The organism is Streptomyces sp. NPDC046805, from assembly GCF_040645355.1.
In the GTDB taxonomy this organism is placed as follows: Bacteria; Actinomycetota; Actinomycetes; order Streptomycetales; family Streptomycetaceae; genus Streptomyces.
In genome coordinates this window covers 1-6,708 of the sequence record NZ_JBEYYC010000076.1, presented here as the reverse complement: position 1 = coordinate 6,708, position 6,708 = coordinate 1, and the positions used below count along the sequence as shown (strand labels likewise).

The following is a 6,708-nucleotide window of genomic DNA, read 5'->3' as shown; positions in this document are numbered from 1 at the left end:
ATCCACCGCCATCGGGATACCTCATACCCCTGACATAGCGCGGCCTGCGGCAGCCGTCACGACCCGACGTAACCTCAGCCGTTAAAGATCTCTAGAGCGCACGCTGCGTGGTACGCCGGCGCGAGATGCGGATCGCTCTCGCCCTCGGCTGTCGCCGGATCGACAGGTCAGGTCACTGTGCCGACGGCGCCAGGTCCGTCTGCGCCGGTTGCCGTCCGCCGGCGATCGCCAGGGCGGTCATCAGCGCCGCCGGCACCAGCCAGATCGCCGGCATGCTCCACAGCGGCAGGGCCATCTTGATCGTCAGGACGGCCGCGACCACCCCCGCCACGGCCAGACCGACGGCCAGGGCGAGCAAGTACTTCATCCCCCGCCCCCACTGCGGCTCCCCGATGCGGCGCAGGCGCCAGCCACAGGCCAGTGCCATCAACAGGCAGGACGGACCACAGACGACCAGCAGAGCCATACGGGACTCGGGGAGCGTGTCCGGGCTGTTCACCGTGGCCTGTCGGGCCCCCTTCGCGGAGATCCGCACCAGCTGCCCGCGCCAGATCGTGCCGGTCACCTCGTCGCCGTCGTGGAGTTGGAAGAGCACCGGGCCGTCGTTGCGGAACTCCGTGGGCCACGGACTGCCGCCGGGCGGGGTGAGGGTCGCGTGGATCCCCTTGCTCCTGCTCCCCGACCACAGATGGATGCCCGAGACCGTGAACGGTTGCCTCCACAGGCAGTCCGACGGCTCCCGCGGCACGGACGGGCAGTCCACCGCCGTTTTCAGCGCCCGGTCGCTCTCCACCGTGTCCTGCAGCTGAAGGCCCACGAATACGAGCAACACCACACCCAGGAGGCCGGAAAGCAGTCCGACGACTGCTCTTGCCTCGCTCGATACCCCGCTCTGCGACGTCACCGGCGCATTCTGCCAGCTGGGCACAGGATTTGATCCTCGGGCTCCGTCACGAGCGAGGGAGGCAGCCGCAGGCATGGGTAATTCGGTCGACAGTGCCCCACCACGCGCGGCAAAGTGGCGCCCCGTGACGAGCAGTGAGCTGTGGAGCCGCGCGACCGCCGACCGCTACGACGCCGAGGCGGCCGAGATGTCCTCGGCCGCTTTCCTCGAACCGGCACTTGCCTTCCTCACCGAACTCGCGTCAGGCGGGCGGGCGTTGGAGTTCGCCATCGGAACCGGGCGCGTGGGCGTGCCGCTCCACGAACGCGGCGTGCCGGTGGCAGGCATCGAGTTGTCCGAGCACATGGCAGCGGTCCTGCGGCGCAAGATCGACGAGGACACGCTCCCGGTCACCATCGGAGACATGGCGACGACCGTCGTTCCGGGCGAGTTCACCCTGGTCTATCTCGTCTTCAACACCATCACGAACCTGCTGACGCAGGACGAGCAGGTCGAGTGCTTCCGCAACGCCGCACGCCATCTGGCGCCCGGCGGCCGGTTCGTCATCGAACTGAACGTGCCGCCGCTGCGGTTGCTGCCGCCGGGGCAGGTCGCGGTGCCGTTCGACGTCTCCGAGCGGCATCTCGGCTTCGACACCTTCGACCTGGTCGAACAGATCCTGGTCTCGCACCACTTCACGCGCGACGGCGACGACGGCCACTACCGCCCCGCCGACTCCCGGCACCGGTACGCATGGCCTGCGGAACTCGACCTGATGGCACGGATCGCGGGACTCGAACTGGAGCGGCGCGTCGCCGACTGGGACGGAACGCCGTTCACCCAGGACTCCACGAAGCACATCTCCGTGTGGCGCAAGCCTGCCTGAGGCGGCACATCGCCTGTGAAGCCGGTGCCGTCCGGCTCACAGCAACGCCGTCAGGCGTCGCACGTTGAGGCTGCCTTCACGCCGTACGCCGACCGGGATCAGCGCGGCATGGTGCGGCACGCGCACGCCCCCGGTGAAGGCCACGCGCGTGCCGGTGCCGTCGGGCGCCGCCGCCACGCCGAGCAGCAGGAACCGGCTCTGCAGCCAGCACCAGCCGGGCCGTTGCACCCCGCGCAGCCGAGCCCGCATGCCGTACCTGCTGTGCGCCAGTGCCTCCACGCGTTCGCCCTCTCGGCGGACGACGTGCAGCCGCTCCATGTCGGTCACGATCTGTCCGAACCCGCCCTCCAGGTCGCCCAGCAGGGTCCAGACGCGTTCGAAGGGAGCGTCGATGTGCGCCTCGGTCACGTGGGCACCGCGGATGCCGGCCGCCAGGGCATGCAGGCGACGTACGGGATCGAGGTCGATGGTGGGCCAGGGCTCGGTCATGACGTCCACGCCTTCCGGAAGGTGTCGCGGGCCCGGTGCAGCCGCGACTTGACGGTGCCGGTGCGGACACCGAGCAGGGCGGCGGCGGTGCGCTCGTCCAGGCCCTCCACGTCACGCAGCATCAGCACCGCGCGATGCTCGGGGGACAGCCGATCAAGTACGTCCCTTATGTCGGCGGAGAGTTGAGGGTCGCCGCGCGCGGGCAGCGTGCTGAGGTCGGCCGGTACGGTGCGGGCGGCGCGGTGTGCGGTACGGATCGCCTCGCGCACGGCGACGGCCCGGACCCAGCCGTGCACGGCGAGCGGGTCCTTCAGGGTGCGTAATGACTTGAAGACCGTCACCAGGGCCTCCTGCGCCGCGTCCGCGCCCTGGTCGAGCGCGATGGACGCGCAGACGCGGCCCACGTACGGGGCGAGGAGATCCAGGAGTTCGGCCATGGCGAGGGTGTCGCCTCGCTGGGCGTCCCGCACGAGCCGGACCGTTCGGTCATCGGGCACGGGGTGCATCCTTCCACCGCGCCACGCGCAGCGCGGCCACGGCCAGTACGACGCACACGGGGGTGTAGAGGGTGAGGTTGAGCCAGTAGAAAGCCGTGCCGGCCTCCTTGGCGAACAGCCAGTAGATCCCCGCCAGGGCACGCAGTGAGAATCCCGCGGTCATGACCAGTGTGCCGATGCGCAGGAGCAGGTGGCGGGGGCGACGAGCGCGGGCGAGAACCAATGCGGCGCCGGTGAGGAGCAGGGCGACGAGCGTGAACAGAACCGGGGGCGTGAACGGCACGACCGTACCGAGAACCGCTTCGGACAGGCTCCTGTCGTCGGCCGCCGGCCAGGTGGCTCCCGTCGTCCAGTACAGGTGGAACAGGGCGTCCAGGGTGAGCACTGAGGCGATGAGCCCGGCGGCGCGGGTGGGGGCGGGGGTGTCGAGCCGGTACGGCATGGGTCCTCCTGCGGCAGCGATGGCGATCCGTCGCTCTATGGAGGAGCCGTCCACCCCAAAGGTTCCCTCGGGGTACGGGAATTTCGAAGATTGCGTGCACCCGATCCCCGACGACGCCACTGTGACGGCCGTGGCCGACCATGACGGCCGTGACGTGAACACCCACCCCCGGGCGCGCGGTTCAGCCGAGGGTGTCGAGCGCGGAGAGGATGTCGGCCGGCTCGGCGCGTCGGGTGTAGTCGCTGTCGACGAACGCCCAGCGGATCGTGCCGTCGCGGTCGATGACGTACGTGGCGGGCAGCGGGAGCGTGCGCGGGTGACCGTCGTTGACGCGCTGGAGGTCGAAACCGAGCTTGTCGTAGACGGCGGCCAGGTCGACAGGGAGGTCGAAGGCGAGGCCGTACTGCTTGGCGGTGTCGGACCCGAGGTCGCTGAGGACGTCGAAGGCGAGGGCGTGCTTCTCGGTGAGGGAGAGGGACTCGTCGGGGATCTGCGGGGAGACGGCGACGAGGTGCGCGCCGCGGGCGGTGATCTCGGCATGGTGCTGCTGGAGGGCGCGCAGCGCGATGTTGCAGTACGGGCACCAGGCACCGCGGTAGAAGGTCAGCACGACGGGGCCGGTGGCGAGCAGCCCGTCCAGAGCGACCTCCGCACCGGTCGCCGAGGACAGGCTGAAGCGCGGGGCCGTGTCGCCGGTGGTCAGGGCGCGCTCGGCCTGTCCGGAGGCGGCGAGTTCCTGTGCCGCCCGGTGCATGATCGCGCGTATGTCGTCGGGAATCTGCTGCTGGCGGGCTTCGTAGAAGGCGCGAAGTTCGGCGTTGAGGCTCATGTGAGGGCTCCTCCTGGATCGCGGCTGCATCCGGTCGTCTCGTCGGGTCGTCCCGCCGGGACGTCCGTCTCACGGCGCCATCTCGGAACGACCGTTTCAAGATAACGGGAGTGAGGATATCTTGGAACCCTCATTTCAAGATGGCGGGGTGAGGCGACACATGCCGGACATCAAGCATTTCGACCCGGACGCGGTCCTGGAGACCGTGGTACGGCTGTTCTGGCGCCGGGGCGTGGCCTCGACCGGGATCCAGGACGTCGTGACGGCGACGGGACTCAACCGGTCCAGCCTCTACGCCACGTTCGGCGGCAAGCAGGAGCTGTACCGTGCCGCGCTGCGCCGTTACCTGGAGCAGCGGTCGGAGCCGGCGTTCCTGCGCCTGGCCGAGGACGGACGCGGCCTGCCCGCCGTCGCCGACTTCTTCGCCGCGCTGATCGAGGCACGCTGCTCCGGGCCGTACGCCCGTTGGGGCTGCATGGTCTCCAGCGCGCACGCCGGGGCCGAGAGCAGCGACCCCGACGTCCGGGCCGCCCTCGACCGGCATCACCAAGGGCTGCGCGAGGCGCTCCGTGCGGCGCTCGTCACGGCCGAGGCCGAGCACCAGCTCGCCCCCGGCACCGATCCGGATGCCGCGGCCGACCTGCTGGCGCTCCTCGCGTACGGCGTGAACCTGCGCTCGCGCGCCGGGGCCGACGCGCGGGAACTGGGGAAGACCGTGACGGCGACACTGCAGTCACTGAGTGCGCGGTGAAGGATCAGTGCGGGGCGAGGATCGCGTCGATCTCCGCCAACTGCCCGGGGGTCAGCGGCCCGTGGTCCAGTGCGCGGGCGTTCTCCTCGGCCTGGGCGACCGTGCGGAAGCCCGGGATCGGGACGGTGCGCGGGCTGCGCGCCCACAGCCAGGCGAGGGCGCCCTGGGCCGGAGTGCGGCCGCCGCTGGTGAGTACCTCGCGCACGGACTCGATCCCGGCGACCCAGTCGGGGGCAGGCCCTGACTCGGTGAAGTAGCGCATCCATGACGGAGGCGTGGAGCGGATGTCGCCGTGGCCGACGCGCCGGCCCTGCTGGTACTTCCCCGTCAGCAAACCCATGGCCAGCGGGCCGCGGTTGATGCTGGCGAGGTCCGACTCCTCGCAGAGCATCAGGAGTTCGGGGGCATCCTCCATGACGTTGCACTGGTGCTGCACCGCCGCGCAGTGCGGGCCCCCCGCGAAGAACCGGGCGCGGGCGGGGTCGTCCGTGGACCACGCGTACGCGCGGATCAGCCCCTCGCGGACCAACTCCTCGCAGGCCTCCCGCAGTTGCGCGGCTGATTCGAGCCCAGCGTCCCCGATGTGCAGCTGGTACAGGTCGAGATGGTCGGTGCCGAGGCGGCGCAGCGACGCGGTCAGTGCGGTGCGCACATACTCCGGGGAGGCGTCGGACCCGGTGAGCGTGCCGCTCGTCTCGTCGTAGGTGTTGCCCCACTTCGAGGCGATGACGACCTCGCCGCGGCGCCCTGCGACGGCCCTTCCCAGCACCCGCTCGCTGTGCCCGGTGCCGTACACGTCGGCCGTGTCGAAGAACGTCACGCCGAGCTCCATGGCGCGGCGGATCGCCCGCACCGACTCCTCGTCGTCGACCTTCCCCCACCCCAGCGGGTTGCCCTGAACGTCCTGCCACTCCCCGCCGATCGCCCAGCAACCGAACCCGAGGGCGCTCACTTCGATCCCGCTGCGGCCCAGCACGCGTTTCCTCATCGGATCTGCTCCGGCTTCTGTGAGACGTCACCGTGACCCTAGGTTCTGGAGCGCGCTCCAAGTCAACCCGTCAGCCTGCCCGCATCTCCGCCACCGCGCCCTTGGACAGACTGACACGCACCAGAGCGGCTGCCAGCCGGGCCAGGTCGTCCCCCGGCAGCAGTGCGGCAAGACCCCGCGGGGTGTGCGGCAGACCGAGCTCGGCGGCGGTCGCGCAGGCCCGCTCGCCGAGGAAGGGGCGCACCTCGGGCCAGACCGCCTGCACTTCACGGCAGAAGATGTCCGCCCCCACCGGACCGATCCGCGGCACCTCCTGCAACAGCGCGCGCAGCCGCTCCACGTCGCCCGCGGCCTGCTCGCGCAGCTTGCGAAGGTCGCCGTGGTACTTGTCGAGGACCAGCTCCGCACCGCTGCCCAGTGCGGTCGCCGTGCTCTCGTCGTACCGGACGTAGTGCGCGCGCCCGAGCAGCACCACCCGCTCCCGCCAGCTGGACCCCGCCATCGCCGGGGCCGTGTCCAGTCCGGCCGCGAACAGCTCCCTGGCCGCGGCGATCGCCGTGCCGGCCTTGATCCGGACCGAGCACAGGACCGTCATCATCAGGAGCTGGTAGAGCGGGGCGGGCTTGTCCCGAAGGGTGATCCCCGCTTCCTCGGCGTAGGTCTGTCCGTACTCGCGCAGCAGCCTGGTGATCAACTGCTCGGTTCCCATGAAAGCGCTCCTTCCACCTGGTCCGAACAGCGCCCACCTCGATCATGGCGCAGGTGAGGCCGACCCGCAGCCTTCGGTCGGCCGACCTCAAGGACAGCAGAAGGCAGGGGGGGGGGGGGGGGGCCGGGGGGCCCCCCCCCCCCCCCCCCCCCCGCGGCGGGCGGGGCCCCCCGCCCCCCCCCGCCGCCCCCCGCCCAGGGCGCCCCCCCGGGGAGGAGCAACCCCGGGGCGGGC

Annotated in this window: 9 protein-coding genes; 2 read left to right on the top strand and 7 right to left on the bottom strand. The window is 71.0% G+C overall.

Features of this window, described 5'->3' with window-relative positions; genetic code table 11:
- Positions 1 to 172 precede the first annotated feature (172 nt).
- The gene (locus ABZ910_RS36115; RefSeq protein ID WP_361373649.1) at positions 173 to 904 is read right to left on the bottom strand and encodes a hypothetical protein; all 732 of its coding nucleotides are present in this window, start codon (positions 902 to 904) and stop codon (positions 173 to 175) included.
- Positions 905 to 1,028: 124 nt separating this feature from the next.
- On the opposite strand from ABZ910_RS36115, the gene ABZ910_RS36110 reads away from it, so the two are divergent.
- Positions 1,029 to 1,769 carry a class I SAM-dependent methyltransferase gene (locus ABZ910_RS36110; RefSeq protein WP_361373647.1) on the top strand — a complete coding sequence of 247 codons (741 nt, stop codon included), beginning with the start codon at positions 1,029 to 1,031 and terminating at the stop codon, positions 1,767 to 1,769.
- Positions 1,770 to 1,805: 36 nt separating this feature from the next.
- Here the strand turns inward: ABZ910_RS36110 and ABZ910_RS36105 are convergent, their stop codons facing one another.
- From ABZ910_RS36105 to ABZ910_RS36090, 4 genes are all read right to left on the bottom strand, one after another.
- Complete coding sequence (locus ABZ910_RS36105; protein ID WP_361373645.1) at positions 1,806 to 2,258, bottom strand: hypothetical protein; 453 nt, start codon at positions 2,256 to 2,258, stop codon at positions 1,806 to 1,808.
- Entirely contained in the window at positions 2,255 to 2,764 is a 510-nt protein-coding gene (locus ABZ910_RS36100) for an RNA polymerase sigma factor (RefSeq protein ID WP_361373643.1), read from the bottom strand. Before ABZ910_RS36100 ends, ABZ910_RS36105 begins: the two co-directional genes overlap by 4 nt.
- Positions 2,745 to 3,197, bottom strand: a complete 453-nt coding sequence (locus ABZ910_RS36095; protein ID WP_361373641.1) for a DUF3995 domain-containing protein — start codon at positions 3,195 to 3,197, stop codon at positions 2,745 to 2,747. Before ABZ910_RS36095 ends, ABZ910_RS36100 begins: the two co-directional genes overlap by 20 nt.
- A 181-nt stretch (positions 3,198 to 3,378) precedes the next feature.
- A complete protein-coding gene (locus tag ABZ910_RS36090; protein ID WP_361373639.1) occupies positions 3,379 to 4,026 on the bottom strand; it encodes a peroxiredoxin-like family protein in 648 nt (215 codons plus the stop codon).
- Positions 4,027 to 4,186: 160 nt separating this feature from the next.
- Between ABZ910_RS36090 and ABZ910_RS36085 the strand changes: the two genes are divergently transcribed.
- Positions 4,187 to 4,777 (top strand): TetR/AcrR family transcriptional regulator, encoded by a 591-nt coding sequence (locus ABZ910_RS36085; RefSeq protein ID WP_361373637.1) that lies wholly within the window; start codon positions 4,187 to 4,189, stop codon positions 4,775 to 4,777.
- 4 nt (positions 4,778 to 4,781) lie between these two features.
- Here ABZ910_RS36085 and ABZ910_RS36080 read toward each other — a convergent pair whose 3' ends face one another.
- Both ABZ910_RS36080 and ABZ910_RS36075 read right to left on the bottom strand, forming a co-directional pair.
- Entirely contained in the window at positions 4,782 to 5,765 is a 984-nt protein-coding gene (locus tag ABZ910_RS36080; protein ID WP_361373635.1) for an aldo/keto reductase, read from the bottom strand.
- 70 nt (positions 5,766 to 5,835) lie between these two features.
- On the bottom strand, positions 5,836 to 6,474 hold the full coding sequence (locus tag ABZ910_RS36075; RefSeq protein WP_361373633.1) for an endonuclease: 639 nt from the start codon (positions 6,472 to 6,474) through the stop codon (positions 5,836 to 5,838).
- Positions 6,475 to 6,708: the final 234 nt, after the last annotated feature.

Excerpts from the sequence above, each read along its gene's own strand:
- ABZ910_RS36105 (WP_361373645.1), bottom strand. The coding sequence starts at position 2,258 with ATGACCGAGCCCTGGCCCACCATCGACCTCGATCCCGTACGTCGCCTG.
- ABZ910_RS36100 (WP_361373643.1), bottom strand. The coding sequence starts at position 2,764 with ATGCACCCCGTGCCCGATGACCGAACGGTCCGGCTCGTGCGGGACGCC.
- ABZ910_RS36095 (WP_361373641.1), bottom strand. The coding sequence starts at position 3,197 with ATGCCGTACCGGCTCGACACCCCCGCCCCCACCCGCGCCGCCGGGCTC.
- ABZ910_RS36090 (WP_361373639.1), bottom strand. The coding sequence starts at position 4,026 with ATGAGCCTCAACGCCGAACTTCGCGCCTTCTACGAAGCCCGCCAGCAG.
- ABZ910_RS36085 (WP_361373637.1), top strand. The coding sequence starts at position 4,187 with ATGCCGGACATCAAGCATTTCGACCCGGACGCGGTCCTGGAGACCGTG.
- ABZ910_RS36080 (WP_361373635.1), bottom strand. The coding sequence starts at position 5,765 with ATGAGGAAACGCGTGCTGGGCCGCAGCGGGATCGAAGTGAGCGCCCTC.
- ABZ910_RS36075 (WP_361373633.1), bottom strand. The coding sequence starts at position 6,474 with ATGGGAACCGAGCAGTTGATCACCAGGCTGCTGCGCGAGTACGGACAG.